13 protein-coding genes and 1 pseudogene are annotated in these 14,745 nt (G+C 44.9%); 7 read left to right on the forward strand and 7 right to left on the reverse strand.

Features of this window, described 5'->3' with window-relative positions; genetic code table 11:
- Window positions 1–77: 77 nt before the first annotated feature.
- The 3 genes from L693_RS0123195 to L693_RS0123205 all read right to left on the reverse strand — a co-directional run bounded on the left by L693_RS0123195 (window position 78) and on the right by L693_RS0123205 (window position 2,240).
- Window positions 78–398 carry a hypothetical protein gene (locus tag L693_RS0123195; protein WP_025720368.1) on the reverse strand — a complete coding sequence of 107 codons (321 nt, stop codon included), beginning with the start codon at window positions 396–398 and terminating at the stop codon, window positions 78–80.
- A 79-nt stretch (window positions 399–477) separates the two neighbouring features.
- Window positions 478–1,422, reverse strand: coding sequence for a Gfo/Idh/MocA family protein (locus tag L693_RS0123200; RefSeq protein WP_025720369.1), 945 nt, complete (start codon window positions 1,420–1,422; stop codon window positions 478–480).
- A 128-nt stretch (window positions 1,423–1,550) separates the two neighbouring features.
- Complete coding sequence (locus L693_RS0123205; protein WP_025720370.1) at window positions 1,551–2,240, reverse strand: TerC family protein; 690 nt, start codon at window positions 2,238–2,240, stop codon at window positions 1,551–1,553.
- Between the two features lie 350 nt (window positions 2,241–2,590).
- On the opposite strand from L693_RS0123205, the gene L693_RS0123210 reads away from it, so the two are divergent.
- The gene (locus tag L693_RS0123210) at window positions 2,591–3,208 is read left to right on the forward strand and encodes a TVP38/TMEM64 family protein (protein WP_025720372.1); all 618 of its coding nucleotides are present in this window, start codon (window positions 2,591–2,593) and stop codon (window positions 3,206–3,208) included.
- Between the two features lie 181 nt (window positions 3,209–3,389).
- A complete protein-coding gene (msrA, locus tag L693_RS0123215; protein WP_025720373.1) occupies window positions 3,390–4,361 on the forward strand; it encodes a peptide-methionine (S)-S-oxide reductase MsrA in 972 nt (323 codons plus the stop codon).
- Between the two features lie 100 nt (window positions 4,362–4,461).
- Here msrA and L693_RS0123220 read toward each other — a convergent pair whose 3' ends face one another.
- The 3 genes from L693_RS0123220 to L693_RS0123230 form a co-directional block, all read right to left on the reverse strand.
- Window positions 4,462–5,265, reverse strand: coding sequence for a lipid II flippase Amj family protein (locus L693_RS0123220; protein WP_025720375.1), 804 nt, complete (start codon window positions 5,263–5,265; stop codon window positions 4,462–4,464).
- Between the two features lie 253 nt (window positions 5,266–5,518).
- Window positions 5,519–6,223, reverse strand: coding sequence for a YitT family protein (locus tag L693_RS0123225; protein ID WP_025720376.1), 705 nt, complete (start codon window positions 6,221–6,223; stop codon window positions 5,519–5,521).
- Window positions 6,224–6,688: 465 nt separating this feature from the next.
- On the reverse strand, window positions 6,689–7,579 hold the full coding sequence (locus L693_RS0123230) for a DMT family transporter (RefSeq protein WP_025720377.1): 891 nt from the start codon (window positions 7,577–7,579) through the stop codon (window positions 6,689–6,691).
- A gap of 271 nt (window positions 7,580–7,850) precedes the next feature.
- Here L693_RS0123230 and L693_RS0123235 point away from each other — a divergent pair, with 271 nt between their 5' ends.
- The 4 genes and pseudogenes from L693_RS0123235 (at window position 7,851) to L693_RS0123250 (ending at window position 11,390) form a co-directional block, all read left to right on the forward strand.
- Window positions 7,851–8,264 carry a hypothetical protein gene (locus L693_RS0123235; protein ID WP_025720379.1) on the forward strand — a complete coding sequence of 138 codons (414 nt, stop codon included), beginning with the start codon at window positions 7,851–7,853 and terminating at the stop codon, window positions 8,262–8,264.
- A gap of 47 nt (window positions 8,265–8,311) precedes the next feature.
- Window positions 8,312–9,187 (forward strand): annotated as a pseudogene (locus L693_RS0123240) (spore germination protein); the annotation flags it as partial.
- On the forward strand, window positions 9,180–10,271 hold the full coding sequence (locus L693_RS0123245) for a GerAB/ArcD/ProY family transporter (protein ID WP_025720381.1): 1,092 nt from the start codon (window positions 9,180–9,182) through the stop codon (window positions 10,269–10,271). The pseudogene L693_RS0123240 and the gene L693_RS0123245, both read left to right, overlap by 8 nt.
- Before the next feature lie 18 nt (window positions 10,272–10,289).
- Complete coding sequence (locus L693_RS0123250; protein WP_231503738.1) at window positions 10,290–11,390, forward strand: Ger(x)C family spore germination protein; 1,101 nt, start codon at window positions 10,290–10,292, stop codon at window positions 11,388–11,390.
- A gap of 13 nt (window positions 11,391–11,403) precedes the next feature.
- Here L693_RS0123250 and L693_RS0123255 read toward each other — a convergent pair whose 3' ends face one another.
- The gene (locus L693_RS0123255) at window positions 11,404–13,944 is read right to left on the reverse strand and encodes a transglycosylase domain-containing protein (protein WP_025720382.1); all 2,541 of its coding nucleotides are present in this window, start codon (window positions 13,942–13,944) and stop codon (window positions 11,404–11,406) included.
- Window positions 13,945–14,156: 212 nt separating this feature from the next.
- Here L693_RS0123255 and L693_RS0123260 point away from each other — a divergent pair.
- The coding region (locus tag L693_RS0123260; RefSeq protein ID WP_025720384.1) for a Y-family DNA polymerase at window positions 14,157–14,745 on the forward strand (589 nt) is incomplete at its 3' end.

The following is a 14,745-nucleotide window of genomic DNA, read 5'->3' on the forward strand; positions in this document are numbered from 1 at the left end:
CCTATCAACAAGGTCCTAAATCAAGCAGTTGATTCCGTATTACTGTTATTATAGTACTTCCCTTATTCCAGCTGCCCTTATTTTCGTTCCTGAGGAAGCTTGGCAGCCGCCTCAGATACAACCATGGCCAAGTCCTCGTTTCCGAACATAGATAGTACCCCCAATACCGTATCGAGCGGAATATCGCCCGCTTCTTCACGCGATACAGTCAGCTTGCGTACTCGTAGCAGACGCTCGTTGCTATCCTGCTGCGGATACGCTACACGATATAATTCCTTCGGCTCCAGCCCATGATTGATGCACCATTGCGCAAACACCAGAATCATCATGTCCTCTTCCTGCTTATAATTTTCGATGATGGCTTCCTCTAGCTGCTTACCACGGTTATCCTCTACCATTTCCATTCATTTCTCCTTCAGCCTGTTTCTTGATGTCTGGATCGTTATGATCGTTGCTTTTCGTTCAGTCAGTTTGGCATTAGTCATTCAGATGACTAATCAGTTCGTCTGCCAGCATATGGCTTTCCAGCACCTTTCCAGCACTGATAGCGCACTCCTCCGGACGATGAATATGCTCCAGAAAATGGTTCACAACTCCGGTGAATCCCCGTCTTTCCAAAATTGTGTCCCAGCTTCCGAAGACTTGCGTTAGTGGCAGCTTGCTTTTTTCCATAAAAACAGCCTGTTCCATATTGGTTACTTCAACAGATCGACCTGCCCCATGCAGCTCCAGTCTCTCTATGTCAGCCCCTGCCTGTCTGTTCATACTATAGCTGCCGAAGGCATTTCCCAAACGTACGGAACCGAACGAAGTGTCCATGTATCCTTCGTTCGTCGTATCCAGTTTACTGTGCAGCAGCTCATAATCATCGCCGCCCAGCCATAATAGCAAATCAAGCATATGAATCAAATTATCATAAACCGTCTGTTCCGCAGGTCTTCGATCATATCCCGTTCGGTGTTTAATAGCCGCACATTGACTGAAACCACCCACTTCCTCCAGCCACGCTTTAGCAGCTACATATTGCGGAGCAAAGCGTCGGTTAAAGCCTACTGCCAACAGCACGGCTTGTGCCTCTGCAAACGCGGTCATCTCCACACTTTGACGAACATCATAGGACAACGGTTTATCTACATACACCGCAATTCCTTTTTCAATACACGCCATAACCAGATCAAAATGAGCTTCCGTCGCAGCATGTACAAATACAGCTTCCGGCTCCCACGCCAGCAGCTCCTTTACATCTGTTGTCCCTCTCGGCAGCCTGTATTGCTCCATAATAGAATTAACCGGCTCTTGCGAACGGTTCATGACACCTATAATGTCTACACCTTCGTGCGCAGTCAGCAAGGGCAAATATACCTTGCGTGCAATACCTCCCAGCCCTGCAATGGCCACTCTTGTTTTCGTCTGCTTGTTCATACCGTTGTCACCTCTTATTACTCATTTCATCTGTTGTCTAGTTTACATGGAAGTCTGCTGACAAGCAAAGAAAAAGAGACTGCTCCAGTCCAGTTGGACTTAACGGAACAGCCTCGATGCAAGAATGCTTAAGCGTGAAGCGCTTGTTGTTTTGTTTTCTCCGATTTTATCTTTTTAACACGCATCCCAATGGCAACAACCAGCACAACAATCAGAGCTTCAAAGCCGTATTTAACGACCCCATTTGCGAACCAATGTGCAATTAACGGCTCGGCCACCACCATTTTGGCAGCGGTGTAAGCCAAAACAGCAGCACCAATTGTAATGACGACCGGGTAACGTTCTGTCAGTTTCAAGATAATCGTACTTCCCCATACCATGATTGGGACGGAGATCGCCAGACCGAGAATAACGAGCAGCATATCTCCATGAGCCGCTCCCGCTACAGCAAGTACATTGTCCAGTCCCATCATCGTATCCGCAATAATAATAGTGCGGATCGCTGCCCACATTTGATTGGTTGCTGAAATTTCGTGCTTCTTTTCTTCAACCAGCAGTTTGTAGGCGATATAGATGAGCGCAAGTCCCCCGATTAATCGCAAGCCATAAATTTGCAGTAAATACGTGACCAATACTGTAGCAATCACACGAATGATGACTGCGCCGATCGTCCCCCAAATAATGACCTTCTTTTGGTTGGCCTTGTCAACATTGCGAGCTGCCAAGCCAATTACGATCGCATTATCACCAGCAAGCACTAGATCAATAATAATAATGGACAATAATGCGGTTAAAAACTCGATTGACAAAAAATCCATACGTTTCTCCCACCTTCTTTATTTATTTGTTATACTTTAAATAGTTCAGCGCTTTATACTAAAAAAGCGCCGCTTCACGGAAAACCGGAAATGGCGCTTGACCCAAATTTAGCATCAAAAAAAGACCATTTACCCGGATTCCGAAAATCCTGGCAAAGGTCTCGCTTACAACATAACGTTGCCAATAAAGCCGGGGATTTACAATCCCGTAATGACGACTTTACTCGTTGAGCTACTCCCCTTTGGGAACTATTCTGTTAGTGGCAGTATAGCACACATTGTTGGGAATGTGAACCCTATTTTTTGGTATGAGCGATAAGCCAAACAGAGATAATGAAAGAGGTATGTAAATGAAAAAATGGCTATTCGCTGCGGCCTATGTTTCGCTGCTCTGCATCGCGTTTATCTACAGATATGATTGGCTTGCTTGGGCAGACAAGCAAACCTCCTTCCCGGCTTTGCTGCTAATTTCATTTTTATTCGCGTTAATTCCTTTCGTGCCTTACAAGCTAATTATCGCTTCCATTGCTTACGCAGTTGGTGCCTGGCAAGGCGCTCTGATCTGCTGGCTTGGCACTACCTTGGCTGCACTGGTCGTTTACGGTGCGGTACGTACCCTGTTCCGTGACAAAGGGCGGGAGTATCTGGAGCGGGTTCCCGCGTTGGAACGCTTGAACCAGGCCATGGAACGGAAGCCTTTTACCGCTGTCCTGCTGGCTCGCCTGATTCCGGTCATCCCGCAGGCGGCTGTAAATGTATACGCCGGAGTAGCGGGATTTCCGTTTTGGAGCTTTCTGTTAGGGACAGCTATTGGCAAGTTGCCCGCAATTGCCGTATACGCTTATGCAGGCAGCGCCATTGCGGAACATCCGATCACCGGCTTGGTCATTTTGCTGTTGTATACTGTGCTGCTGGGCGGCTGTTTTGTACTGTACCGAAAAAGACTTCAACGTGCCAGCAAAACATAGCCTTGCGGGTTGGCCTCCAAATCCGTCAGATTGTAAAGTATGGCATTCGAAGACAAGGATCGTTGCCAAACCGATCCGTTCTTTGATAGTTCGTTGGATTTTGCGAAAATGTCATATATAATTTAATTGTAAGCTATTTAAATAACAACTATTTAAACATACTCAGATTGGAGTGACAAATATGAGCACCAACAATCCAAATACAATGGAAAAGGCAACTTTTGCAGGCGGCTGCTTCTGGTGCATGGTTTCCCCTTTCGAGGAGCTGCCCGGCATTTTAAAGGTTAGATCTGGCTATACAGGAGGACATACAGAAAATCCCACCTATGAAGAGGTATGCTCTGAAACCACGGGACATGTGGAAGCAGTACAGATTACATTTGATCCACAAGTTTTCGCGTATGAAAAACTGTTGGAGCTCTTTTGGCAGCAAATTGACCCGACAGATGAAGGAGGACAATTCCACGATAGAAGCTCGTCCTACCAAACGGCTATTTTCTATCATAATGAAGAGCAACGAATCAAAGCAGAAGCCTCCAAAGAAGCCCTGGCTCAAAGTGGCCGCTTTAACAAGCCTATTGCTACACCCATCCTGCCTGCGGCAGCTTTTTATGAAGCAGAAGAATATCATCAGGACTACCATAAGAAAAATCCCGCTCATTACAAGCGCTACCGCAAGGGCTCAGGCCGCGAAGATTTTATCGAGCAGAATTGGTCCAACAAGATTGATAAATCTGCTCTTAAAGATCGGCTGACCCCTATTCAATACGAAGTAACACAAAAAAATGCGACCGAACGTCCTTTTCAAAATGAGTTTTGGGATCATGAGGGTGAAGGTATTTACGTGGATATCGTATCAGGAGAACCCTTATTCAGTTCGCTGGACAAATATGATGCAGGCTGCGGTTGGCCCAGCTTTACCCGCCCCTTGCGCAGCTACAGCATTAAAGAAAAAAGCGATCTTAGCCATTTTATGATCCGTACGGAGGTTCGTAGTCGTGAAGCAGATTCCCATTTAGGACATGTATTCGATGATGGGCCTGGTCCTGAGGGTCTCCGCTATTGCATCAATTCTGCCGCACTCCGCTTTGTTTCTCTAGAGGACTTGGAGAGTGAAGGGTATGGAGCCTATAAGTCATTGTTTGAAAAGTAAGTGATCCACATAAGCTACTTTAGCATCTTAGGCTGGCCCAAGGCATCTTTAACAGATGACCTCGGGTCAGCTTTTTTTGATATACAGACATCATGACACCTTAGCCCATAACCCATCCAAGCCAAATGGCTAATGGTACCAGTAACAATTGTGCAAGCAAGGTACCTGCCAAACGCGAGATGATCATCCAGCCGTACATGCTGTTCATCCGATTTAAAGACAGTTCGCCACGCAACGTTTTTTCAGACAAAACGGCCAATCGAGGATCAATTAACAGGGTCAATAGTACTGTTGCCACGCCGTTGATTAGACCTGACGACATGGACATTGCCGTACCTTGAGCCGGCCAGAGGAATGATGCGTATAAGGCTGATACCACCCCGGTCGTATAAATTGCGGTAACCGTCATATTCAGAACAATAAGACGCTTGGGTATTACTCCGCTCAACAGTGAGGTAAGCATAGACCAGGTAGGACGTTTTATATAGTAGCCCGCATGCTTCCAGCGATTTCGCAGCATGAAATGACGCAACAAAGCCGGAATAGATCCAGTATGCTCCAAATGTACAATCCATCTGGCTGACATACGTACAACCGTTGGATACAACAATATAGCGAGCACTGTTCCAACCGTTGCTGCCAATAACACCCCGTGCATATGCAGCTCCAGTCTGATACCTGCTCCGCCCATTCGTGCCGCGGCTTTAGCCTGATCGACCATTCCTCCCAGCAAAGGTCCCTGCGCCATATTGGAGGTACGTGAAATCAAGAGCAGCATCCCCGCTACGGTTAACGCCAGTCCGATTCGGCGTGCTCGCAAGCCTCCAAGCCGTAAGGCATAAGACAAGCTATCCGTAGTATGTATGATGATGGTAAGTAGAAAAACAAAACCCCAGGCAAGCAACAGCTCCACTCCTTTTCTGGTATTCTACACACCATTATACGCTTTTTCTCAAAATACATTTTACAATGTCTTCATTTCTTTGATTTTGTTTATTGAAGCCAGCCGCTTCTTACGATTCTAAGGGAGCTATTTCAGCAATTATTCACGCCCGGAACAGACGTATCCATCTGCTCAGAAGCCTTCCTGACAGTGCTTAGATACAGCGAAAGGGTGGTACGTAAGAAGATTCCTCTCCTGACGTAACACCCTTTCCTTATTGACGAAGGCTGTGGACGACCGGCACTGTTTTTGCAACTACCTTTTTGGCTGGAACAGCCGCAGGCAGTACCCTTTTTACAGGTCGGTGCAGTTGGAACGTTGTCGTCCATGTAATTATTTTTCCAGCGAGCCACACAGCCAGTATTGTAAACATTGTTTCCTTCACAGGTAGATACAATAGTGATAATCCCAATACGATGATGTCGCTGACGATAAACACATTGCCAATTTTCCATCCGCGCCACTCACTGATCAGCAGGGACAAAATGTCATCGCCCCCAGTTGCTCCACCGAAGCGCAGTACGATTCCGGCTCCCAAGCCAGTAAGGACTCCACAAAGCAAAGCTGCTATTAGCAAGTTGCCGTGCAGATCTATAACCAGCGTCGAATATTTCTCGAATCCTGCATAAAACAGGGAAAAGCCGACCGCTCCAATCAGTGCCAGCAGCATGAATCTTCTGCCCTTCAACACCCATGCCAGCATAATGACGGGGATATCCAGCAATAGCATACTCCACGCCGGGGATATGCCAAAGGCGTAATGTCCCAGCAGGGCCAAGCCTGCAAACCCGCCTTCTGACAAATGATTTTGAGCATTAATGTGATAGTACGTAAAAGCTAAAATGCATGTTCCGAGCAGCATGACAACAATCTGCCTTAGTGCTCCATTGTTCACGATAGATTCGTAAGTTTTCCTCATACAGGCTCCCTCGGTTTCTCGTAAGTTTAATGTGGATGAGCCCACTCTTACGGAAGCAACCGGGTAAAATGTGCCTTGAGGACTTGGTCCTTCGCATGTACAATCCCCTCTTCCGCAGAGTTGGCTTTCGCAACTTGACGCTACTCCGCGGAAAAGCTAAGTATAAGACAGATCAAATCGTTTCCAAATCGTCCTTTGGGGAAGTATCCTTCGGGGACACATGGTATCCTGATCCTTTCTTTTGTGGAATAAACTCCGACATTTCTGTGGTACATGTAATTCTATTAATCATTATACCACACCTTACCACCTGCTAAACAGCTTGCTTTTTATGGCTGCACCATATTTTTCATTGTATGTGCGAGCATGATTTATTGTATGTGCGAATTACCGCATTATACCGAAAGTTTGGCGAATGCATATATAATATATACTTCCGGGTGTTTTTAGCCGTTTACAGCGGTATTATCCAGCTAATTTGACTGTTCTACGCTGGTTGGCCATAAATACACCTCCCAGGATAAGGACTAGCCCGGTCAGAACATTCCACCCGATATGCTCATTCAGCAGCAAAAATCCCCATACAATAGCGCTCACTGGTACAAAATAAGTGACCGAAGAAGCAAATTCCGCACTTCCTCGCAAAATCATATAGTTGAACAAAATATATGCTACTCCTGATCCCAGGACTCCTAGTCCTACGAGGGAACCAAACACACTGGGAACAAAAACAATCGACAGATCAGGTCTCTCTACAATTGTCATCATGATGCCACCCCCAACTGCCGCACCGAACAGTGTCGCAAAGGTAGCCTGATACATAGACAGATTGGAGAGAAAACGCTTGGAAAGCTGCGTTCCAAATCCATAGCAGAGAGTCGCAAGCAGCATACAACCAAAACCTACAGGATCAACAGAAATAATGGATGCAGGATTAATACCCAGCAAAATAATAATCCCCACAAAGGCGAGACACATTCCTAACCACTGCAGCCGACGAAATATAGCTCCGAAAAAGACAAGCCCCACCAGCATCGTCCAAATAGGCGTTGTAGCATTCAATACCGAAGCCATGCTGCTTGCTATTCTGGTCTCACTAAAGCCGATCAAAGTCCATGGTAAAACCATATTGACCAAGGCTACCAGAATAACGGATTTCCACGGAATGCGTTTAATTTTAAATGGCAAGCGCATAAACAGCATCAACAAGACAATAAAAATAAGTCCAAAGCTGGAACGGAGAAATACAATGGTCCATGGTCCTACTTGATGCAGCAGCAACACCTTAATAAACAGAAACGAACCACCCCAAATAAGACTCAGTAGTAATAACGCCGCATACAACGAACGTGACAATATGTATACCTTCTTTCTCTACCTTCTTATGTTAAATAAGAGTGACTCACCACAATCAGTAGCGCTCTCTCTTTCTGTGTAAGGTATTTTTAACCATTAGCTTAACATAAACCCTGTTTCACTGTCATCGTCGATCTGCTTTCCTGCTGCTTTTCCAATAATTGATGATTGCTTAGGCAACGGGAAAATTCCTATGATGAGGTATAAAGAGAACATTTGTTCCCTATACTTATTATATATTGTATTCTTACTCCGAGTAAAGGAGATTTTTATGACAAACAAAAAGCTGCTGAACAACAAGAGTAAAGCCCCTCAGCCTTCCGAAAAAGATGCGGCGTTGATCAAGATTTGTGTACTTTTGACCTTGGTGTTGGATGTATTGGAGCGAGACATTCGTATTCTGAGTACCTCTCCTTTAAAAATGCCCGATCTGTACGTTCGTAGCCTGACTGAAGTACAGCAGCGCGTTGCTGTTCAATTAGCAGAAACAAAGGCCCAAATGAAAAGACAGGGGATCAAAATATATAGTGAAATCCGAAATTATGAAGGAGTAGAGGTTCTGTATATGTGCCGCGGTTATCAAAAGCGGTTTTTCATGCTCTCGTCCTTTGCCCGCAGTGAGGTCAGACGGGAACTGGGACATTATCTGGGAATTGATCTGACACAAGATGATGTCCTCTTGTAATCTCGTCTCAGTTCCTCGTGCAATAGATACGAGACGTGGATAAGTCATCGGATATGGTGCTCCCACCCGGTTTTATTCAAGAGTTTACGGAGGACAATCCTTTTTCCCTGTTTCCTCAGCAGCTCAGCACGGAACGGCCGGATCGGGTAACTGCTAATTTAATGGAAGGTCGGATAGCGATTTTGGCTGAAGGTAGCCCTACCGCTTTAATTGTTCCTGTTTCCTTTTTTGCATTTTACCAAAGCCCTGATGATTATCATGGCCGTTGGATTATTAGTTCATTTCTAAGAATGATTCGAATGGTGAGTTTTCTGATCGCTTTTACGTTGCCTGCCGTTTACATAGCAACGATAACTTTTCATTCAGCTATTTTGCCGTTAGAACTGGCGCACACCATCAAAAAATCATTGGAAAACGTTCCTTTTCCGGCTATTATCGAGGCCATGTTGCTTGAATTGATCTTTGAGGTGCTGCGAGAAGCGGGGATTCGTCTACCCAGTCGGGTCGGTCAAACTATTGGTATCGTTGGTGGCTTGGTCATCGGGGATGCTATCGTTCGCGCAGGTCTCGTGTCATATACGATGATTATCGTCGTCTCATTAACAGCCATTTCTTCTTTTTTGGTACCCTCTCATGAAATGAGCTCAGCTGTCCGTATTCTCCGTTTTCCGATGATGATTGGTGCGGCCTTGTTCGGATATATCGGCATTGCTTTTGGCCTGCTTATTCTTACTATTCACCTTTGCAAGCTGGAGACGTTTGGTACACCCTACTTCGCTCCTTTGGCACCTTTCCGGCTTGGCGATATGAAGGATGTCATTATCCGCTTTCCCATATGGACACTCCATCAGCGGCCATATGGCTCCCAAGCCCAAAAATTGAAGCAACAGAACGACTCTAGGAGCTGGAAACGACGTGAATAAAGAAAGTACGATTACACGGGATCAACTGTTTTTTTTGATCATCAAGTTTGAGATTGGCGTAGACATTTTATCGCTTCCCTATCAAATGCACCTTTCATCCAAAGGAGGGGGCTTGATATCTGTCCTTATTGGCGGTTTTCTGATCCAACTCATCATCTTGATATGCTGGCTCCTGCTAAGGCGTTTTCCCTCCTCCTCTATATATCAAATATTAACTCAGCTTACTGGCTCTTGGATTGGAAAAATACTAGCGGCGGCTTACATTGCCTACTATCTGCTTATGGGCACCTCTGTGCTCGTGAACGCTTATGACGTTATTAACCGCTGGATGCTACAGTTAACTCCCCGTTGGGCTATACTGGCACTATTTTTGTTCAGCAGCATCTACCTGGTTCGGGAAAATTTGAGGACAATTACACGGGTGCTTGTTTTAATCTCATTTCTGATCTTGCCAATGATGCTATTGATCAGCTATGGCATAAAGCAGTCCAACCCACTTTATCTGTTGCCACTAACTGAGGCGGGATGGCCCCGTATTATTGTCGGTTCAAAAGAAACACTGATGGCGATGTTTGGTTTTGAGTTTATTCTCGTCGTCTTCCCTATGGTAGAGGGTAAAAGTATAGGCAAGCTCAAGTTAATTTTGGCAGCCAATGCAGTCGTCGTCTTGTTATATTGTTTTACCGTGTTCACCTGTGCAACCGCATTTAGCCCGCAGCAGCTTGATTTAATGCCGGAGCCGGTCATTTATTTACTCAGGTCAATTCCGCTGGGAACGATGGATCGGGTCGATTTTATTTTCCTCCCGATTTGGCTCATTTCGATCTTTGGCACTATAAGCGGCTATTATTATGCGGCGTCTTACGGAATAAGCTACCTGCTCAAGCAAAAAAGTCACAAAAAAGCGGTTCCCTTTGTTGTGCTCGCCTCATGTATTATTGCCTATTGGCCTCAGCGAAGAGAAGATTTCGAGCTCATTGGTTCCATAGCGAATAATTCCGCTTATTTTTTCCTGATTGTGTTCCCTTTTCTACTGTTGATCCTATCTTATATTTTCAAAAAAAAGGAGGAACCCAAAACATGAAAAAAAAGAGCAGAGCGCTTGGAATGCTGGCTCTACTCATTATTACAACGGGCTGCTGGGAATCAGGACAGCTTGCATGATGCCAGATTGGCAAATGCATCGGCCTATGATCTCACTCCTGAAGGCGTACTGCAGCAAACGCTAGAAATTGTAGATGACTCTCAAAGCAATCAAGGTAAAAGCACCAATGAAATTCATTCAGGCACCGGAAATTCCGTTCGGCAGAGCACAGACAAAATGAGGGCCAAAGTAACCGGGGATATCCGATTTTTCAAATATGGAATTGTTTTATATGGTGAAAGCGTGGCTCGAAAGGATTTATACCCCTATCTTGATGTGCTATACCGGGAGCCTGACCATCCAACTTCCCATGTCAAGATAGCTATTGTAGATGGGCTAGCTGGAGATATCATAAACCAAAAAAGCATAGGTAGCCTTTTGATTGGTGAATTTATAACTAAAAAAATCAGAAGCCTTGAGAACATGTGTGTTTTCCCTGAAATGACGTTGGAGACACTGCTCCCCCCGATGCTTGATCCGGGTCAGGATTTCGCACTTCCCTATCTTTCCAAAGAAGGAGAAGATATTATAGCGCGTGGAATTGCCTTATTTCACGGACAAAAGTTCACTGGAAACCTAAGAGCCGAGCAAGGACCTTTATTCGTCCTGATGACTGGAAAGTGGAAAAATACAGCTAGCTTTGTAAAAAGGGTACATCCAGGGCCTGCCGATGATATGCAAAACTTTATCACGTATCAGGCCATTACTCAGAACATCAAACGGCACCTTGCAGTGAAGATTCAGCGAGATGGTCAAATTGATGTGAATCTCAACTTGAAACTGCCTGTCAATATTGTTGAATATGCACGAGACAATCTCCAAGATAAAGCTAATGTACAGCGTCTGAATGATCAGCTTTCCGAGATCATGACCCAGGATGCAGAAGAAATTATTCGTACACTTCAAGAAAGCGGATGTGATGCCTTTGGCATAGGCAGACAGTTGATTGCCCGCTATCCAGCCATATGGAAAAGTGTAAATTGGAATAAAGAGTACCCTGATGTCCGTTTTCATACGCAAGTCACTGTCGACATTGTCGGGAACGGCATTTTAAACTAATTCATCCACATGGTTAGTTATGGGATTGATCAGACGTCGCTTCAGGATAAACAACCTCGTCAGGCTTTGTTTTTGGAGTTTCAGTTTTTGGAGCTTCATCCTGGATCTCTGTTTCAGAATGAGTCTCCTGCTCATTTTCAACAGCAGGCTGCGAAATATCTACGGATGGCAAATCATTATTCTCATCAGGTATACCTATCTCTGTGTCTGTGTCAGGAACAGAAGGAGTTATCTCCTCTGATGGAGTTTTCCCTTCGTCTGTTGCAGGTGCTTCTTTCTCTGGGATCTCTGTTTCCTTTATATCTGGTTTGGTCGACACCGATGGTTTAGAAGAACGCTGAAGCTGTTCTCTCCCGATCTCGGTCGGCACATATTTTTGATTAAACCAGTCGGTCACAAGCTGACCAGATTGACGGGAATAACGCCCCGGAAGTTTACCTGTAATGCTGGAGACCGTAACTCTCACAACACCTTCCGGCTGTATAAAATGCTTATTCTTGAAAAGCTTGGGTTGGTCCTTGATCGCCTCATTCATGATTAGTGCCCACACCGACTGTGCCCTGGAATGACCCTCTTGTGAGAGTGTATTCACCTGTTGGCGGTAACCAGCCCAGACGCCAAGAGTAACGTCAGGGGTGTAGCCCATGAACCACACATCACCAAAGTTTTGTGTGGTACCGGTTTTACCGGCAATATCTATGGTGCCGTAGCTTTTAAAAGCTTTTTGCAGACGTTTTCCAGTTCCTCTCGGGTCTGATATAACGGTTCTGAGCATATCCGTCATCAAAAATGCGGTTTGCTGCGAATATACCCGCTTCGACTGCGGTTTATATTCATATACGATCTTGCCATTGGCATCCGTAATTTTGCTGATCAGATGAGGTGCATTGTATACACCCATATTGGGAATCGTTCCATAGGCTGCAGTCAGTTCCTCAACGGATACGCCTTTACTAAGTCCACCCAGTACACCTGTCTGAGCATATTCATCCTGCGGCTGTATTGTCGTAATACCAAGAGAACGAACAAAGTTCCAAGCGTTATGAATTTTAACTTCATATAAGAACAGTCTCAGGGCAGGAATGTTGATGGACCGATTGAGCGCTTCACGGGCTGTCATAAGCCCTTCGTATCTTCTATTATAATTTTTAGGAATATGATAGCCTTTACGTCCGTCTTTCAATATAATTTGCGAATCATCAATAAGACCAGCAGGCTGAGTATAGCCCTTTTCCAAAGCAGGCAAATAGGCAGCAATAGGCTTCATGGCAGAACCGGGCTGACGTGTCATTTGAGTTGCATAGTTCATTTGCTCTATATTAAAATCCCTACCCTCGATCATCCCGAGTATAGCACCTGTCCTATGATCAATCATAATTGCTGCAATCTGCTCTAGTCCCTTCTTCTTACTGTATGGAGAAAAGTTCTGTGGATTGGCTGCAATCTGCCGCATATTGCTATAAATTTTCTTATTTATCGTTGTATAAATTCGATACCCGGACCGTTGCAGCTCTTCTCGCGTATTTTGAAGAAGTTCAGCATGCTCAGGCTTGGAAATCTCGGCTGCCGTGAGATTCGGATTTTGCTGGAGTGCTAACAACTGAGCCGCCTCCCGCTCTGTTTCCAGCATCAAATAAGGGAATGTATTATAGCTTTTTTCACGATGTGGTGCAAGAGTCGCTTTCACATCAAATTGGAGCGCTTCATTATATTCGGACAGCGTGAGTTTACCTGTTGCCAGCATTCTTGCCAGCACAACACGTTGGCGCTCCATTGCTTTGTCGAAGCCTTTTTCATCGAACTTCCCTTTTCCATCAAAAGCAGAATAAACAGACGGCAATTGCGGCAGGCCGGCCAAATAAGCTGCTTGAGCAATATGAAGCTTATGTAGATCACTTACATTAAAAATTCCTAATGAAGCGGACTTGATTCCATACAAATTATAGCCTGCTGAGCCGTTGCCAAAAGGCATTTTGTTTAAGTAGGCCGTTAATATTTTATCCTTACTCATGAAACGCTCCATACGCAGTGCAAGCAGCATTTCCTTCACTTTACGGCTGTCCGTCTTATCAAGGCTGAGGAAAACACGCCGTGCTACCTGCTGTGTGAGTGTGCTACCGCCTGTTTGGCGGTTCTCGTGTAGAAGCTTCTGTTTAACAGCCCGAGCCGTTCCCTTTAAATCAACGCCGTGATGCTCATAAAACTGACTGTCTTCCGTTGAAATGAGGGCATCTATAATAGACTGAGGAACATCCTTCAGATCAACGAGCTGCCGATCCTCCTCCATGCGCATTCGTCCAACCGGAGTGACCTGATCATTAAAATATACAAAACTGGTCAGAGCGTTCTCATTCACCTTCTCATATATCAACTGACGTGATCGTACAGGTTCATCATGAACCAGCGCTGCCACATAGCCCGATATAAGTCCTCCGGCAAACAGCACTCCCAACAAGCCAGCAAGCGAGAACCACTTGATATTAATCAGCAAAACTTTGCCGAAAATACGCCACCTACTGCGTTTTTGAGATGATGGTCGACGTTTTGGGTTCATAAAAATGGTTTTCTCCCCTCAATATTCATTTCCACTTATTTTCGTTCAACATAATATGATACGCCATGTTAGGTTTCACGTAAACTATAACGTTCCAAAAAATACATTTGTATTAGGAACACCTGTTCTGTATATAATACTACTATATGAGTTTACATTCAAGAATATTTTGGAAAAATAAAGGGTCCACATCTGGAGGGAGGTTGTAATTATTGAAAGAGCGTAGCAAAAGAACTATATTTTTAGCGGACTGTCAAAGTTTTTATACGAGTATTGAAAAGGCGGATGATCCTAAATATCAAAACAAACCGCTCGTTGTTGCAGGTGATCCCTCACGTCCCTCAGGTATTATTTTAGCTGCGTGTCCGCTGGCCAAAAAATACGGTATATCTACTGCAGAACGTCTGGGAGAAGCGGTGAGAAAATGTCCTGACCTTATTATTGTACGCCCGCGTATGCAGCATTATATCGACGTTTCATTAAAAATAACAGAAATCTATAATGAATATACGGATTTAGTTGAGGTTTTCAGTATTGATGAACAGTTTCTGGATATGAGCGGAAGTCTCTCCCTGTTCGGAGATCCGATGAGTATTGCAAATGAAATTCAGCAAAAAGTATTAGCACAAACAGGGGTATGGATTCGCATCGGCATCAGCTCCAATAAAATGCTAGCCAAAACCGCAACAGATATATGGGCTAAAAAGAATGACAGCGGCATTTTCTTGCTGCCTGCATCCGATATTGCAACACTGCTGTGGCCACAGCCGGTGCGTCATATGTTCGGTATCGGCTCCCCCC

The organism is Paenibacillus sp. 1-18, assembly GCF_000520755.1.
In the GTDB taxonomy this organism is placed as follows: Bacteria; Bacillota; Bacilli; order Paenibacillales; family Paenibacillaceae; genus Paenibacillus; species Paenibacillus brasilensis.

Excerpts from the sequence above, each read along its gene's own strand:
- L693_RS0123255 (WP_025720382.1), bottom strand. The coding sequence starts at position 13,944 with ATGAACCCAAAACGTCGACCATCATCTCAAAAACGCAGTAGGTGGCGT.
- L693_RS0123210 (WP_025720372.1), top strand. The coding sequence starts at position 2,591 with ATGAAAAAATGGCTATTCGCTGCGGCCTATGTTTCGCTGCTCTGCATC.
- L693_RS0123235 (WP_025720379.1), top strand. The coding sequence starts at position 7,851 with ATGACAAACAAAAAGCTGCTGAACAACAAGAGTAAAGCCCCTCAGCCT.
- L693_RS0123205 (WP_025720370.1), bottom strand. The coding sequence starts at position 2,240 with ATGGATTTTTTGTCAATCGAGTTTTTAACCGCATTATTGTCCATTATT.
- L693_RS0123225 (WP_025720376.1), bottom strand. The coding sequence starts at position 6,223 with ATGAGGAAAACTTACGAATCTATCGTGAACAATGGAGCACTAAGGCAG.
- L693_RS0123200 (WP_025720369.1), bottom strand. The coding sequence starts at position 1,422 with ATGAACAAGCAGACGAAAACAAGAGTGGCCATTGCAGGGCTGGGAGGT.
- L693_RS0123195 (WP_025720368.1), bottom strand. The coding sequence starts at position 398 with ATGGTAGAGGATAACCGTGGTAAGCAGCTAGAGGAAGCCATCATCGAA.
- msrA (WP_025720373.1), top strand. The coding sequence starts at position 3,390 with ATGAGCACCAACAATCCAAATACAATGGAAAAGGCAACTTTTGCAGGC.